Origin of the sequence: Rahnella sp. Larv3_ips, from assembly GCF_003697865.1 — a bacterium.
Taxonomy (GTDB): domain Bacteria; phylum Pseudomonadota; class Gammaproteobacteria; order Enterobacterales; family Enterobacteriaceae; genus Rahnella; species Rahnella rivi.
Map to the genome: position 1 here is coordinate 909,411 of NZ_MJIB01000004.1, position 2,919 is coordinate 912,329.

General features: G+C 48.7%; 1 protein-coding gene and 1 pseudogene. Both read right to left on the minus strand.

Annotation, left to right across the window (positions count from 1 at the left end; all coding sequences use genetic code 11):
• Positions 1-1,220 (minus strand): annotated as a pseudogene (locus ED901_RS06520) (calcium-binding protein); the annotation flags it as partial.
• Positions 1,221-1,697: 477 nt separating this feature from the next.
• Positions 1,698-2,919: calcium-binding protein (locus tag ED901_RS06525; protein ID WP_371414291.1), on the minus strand; the 1,222-nt coding region annotated here is incomplete at its 5' end.

Consider the following 2,919-nt stretch of genomic DNA (forward strand, 5'->3'; position numbering starts at 1 on the left):
TCTCCGGAAACCCCAGACAGTGAATCGTTGCCCGCACCGCCATAAATAATGTCATTCCCATACCAGCCCCACTCAGTATCATTACCCGCAGTACCCCAGGAGGTGATTCTTGACAGCAGATCCGCTTCCGTCAGCGTTTTATCATCAAACACAAAGCTGTATTGACGGAACGCCGTTCCGGGTATTTCAGAATTATTGAAAAAGTTGGTGACCGTTACGTTGTCATCTGTTCCATAGGCATGAACGACCAGGTCGTTTCCCTTGCGGCTGAAAAGGGCATTTTGGCTATTCGCTCCCGTAAACCGCAAAGCATCATTTCCGATGTCGGTCGAAGGACCATCACTGACCACATCCTGACCGTGTCCGACGGCAAAGATAAAAGTATCCAGCCCCTCGTTACCGCTAAGAAGGTCATTACCTGAGCCCCCCTCAAGAATATCGACTCCAGCTCCGCCACCGAGCGTATCATCACCGACTCCGCCGTGCAGAACGTCATTTCCTGAGCCTCCACGTAGCGAATCGTTACCCAATCCGCCATACATGAGGTCTACACCGTACCAGCCCGACTCATTATCATTATTTGCGGTTCCCCATGACGTTACCCCTGACAGGAGGTCTGTCTCCGTCAGAGTCCTATCGTCAAAGACAAAGCTGTACTGACGGAAAAAATCTCCCGAACTTTCGCCATTTACAAAGAAGTTAGTGACGCTCACCCGGTCGTCCGCACCGTAAGCCTGTATGATCAAACTGTTACCCTCGCGGCTAAACCGCGCCGAGCCCGAACTGGCGCCATTGAACCGTAAAACGTCATTACCGATGTCTGACGAACGGCTATCAGTGATAACATCCTGACCGTGGCCGGCGGCGAAGATAAAGCTGTCCAGTCCTTCTCCGCCGTAAAGAGAATCATTGCCAGCCCCGCCTTCCAGCACGTCGGCACCAGCGCCGCCGTTGAGGGTGTCGTTACCCGTATCGCCTTTAAGAACGTCATCTCCCAAACCTCCGCTGAGCCAGTCGTTACCGTCACCGCCGCGAAGATGATCATCTTCTGTGCCGCCCGTAAACGAATCATTACCCGTGGTACCGTTATAGGTTATCCCGGTCGCCGTCACAGCGAGCCCGATATTTTCTTTCCCAGGGGAATAATCTGTTGATGTTTCCGCGCTGAATTGACTACCTTCAGCAATGACCAGGTCTGATTTTGTTTTTTCTTCACTCATTATATAACTCCATTTATATATATTTAAAAAAACCATTAATACTCATGCTAATTTGTTTGATGAATCTATCGAAAGATTTAAAAAATAAACATTGATAATTCACCACCCTCAATAATGCATTAATTAAAAATAAAAACGAGCTGAATTTATCGGAGATAATATGAATTAAGTCAATTACGTTCAAAAACAATAACTCCGTCATGTTTTATAAATTACCAACACCTCAAGCTTCCGAAGAAAACCGGTCATTTCACCAAGGGTTATTAATGCTTTTTATTAAGAAAGTTATTTTAAATTTTCAGTTTCACATAATCGATCGTCCGGCTGATGATTCCGCCCTCGGCGACATTTTCTAATTTGAAAGCGAAGTAAAACGGACTTTTCTTCCAAAGTGTTCTGAATAAATATCCTGAGATGTCAGAAATAAAAAAGCTCCTCCGTGAAAACAGAGGAGCTTTTGATATTTACCGCGCTACATTATTTCGCGGCTTCGAGATAGGATGAAACACTGACAGAGTGCATAAAGCCTGTTTGCTGATCTGCTGCTGATAGTTCGCTATGCGTTGCGGCAAACGTACTCATCGCTTCAACCAACTGCTGCACCTGGGCTGCATCAATTTCATAGCCATCATGCGTATGAATGACTTTATTTTGGCTGTCAGCACTGGAATACCAGTTCATCACTTCTACGGAATCCTGAGATCCTGATTCGGTAATAAGCAGATTACTGTTACTTTTCGAGAACCACAGGTCGGTGAGATTGAGATCGCTGAATTCAATAATATCTTTGCCTTCAAGCATACCTGCGAAATCAGTGACCGAGTCATTACCGTGTCCGTTAGCAAACAGATAGGTATCCTGCCCCGCTCCGCCATAGAGTGAGTCATTACCCACGCCGCCGTTCAGAACGTCATCTCCGGAGCCACCACTCAGCGAATCGTCACCGCCGCCACCGTTCATCAGGTCGACGCCGTACCAGCCGTGTGCGTTATCATTTCCGTCTGTCCCTGAGAAGGTGATCCGCGCCGTCGCCAGATCTGACTCTGTCAGCGTGATGTCGTCAAACTCAAAACTGTAGTGACGAGTAGCGCTGTTTTTTAAGTCGCCGTCAATGAAGTAATTTTCTACCGTTACGCGGTCTGCGGTGCCGTACGCTTGAATGACCAGATTGTTTCCCTCACGGCTAAACCCGCCCACGTCCGCCTTCGCCCCCGTAAAACGCAACGTATCATTACCGGCTTCGCTGGAAAAATTATCGGTTATCAGATCCTGGCCGTGGCCAACTTTGAACATGAAAGTATCCAGCCCGTTGCCGCCACTGAGATAATCATTTCCGGCACCTCCGTCGATAACATCAGCACCCGCCCCGCCGACGAGCGAGTCATCACCGGCACCGCCGCTGAGAAAGTCGTCACCGGATCCGCCGTAAAAAGAATCTTCACCCACACCGCCGTTCAGCACATCTCGTCCGTACCATCCGTCGATCCGGTCATCCCCCTCTGTAGCGTAGAAAGGGATCCCGGCCGTCGCCAGATCGGACTCCGTCAGCGTGATGTCATCAAACTCAAAACTGTAGTGACGAGTAACGCCGTTTTTTATTTCGCCGTCAAAGAAGTAATTTTCTACCGTTACGCTGTCTGCGGTGCCGTACGCATGAATGACCAGATTGTTTCCCTCACGGCTGAATCCGCCCACGTCC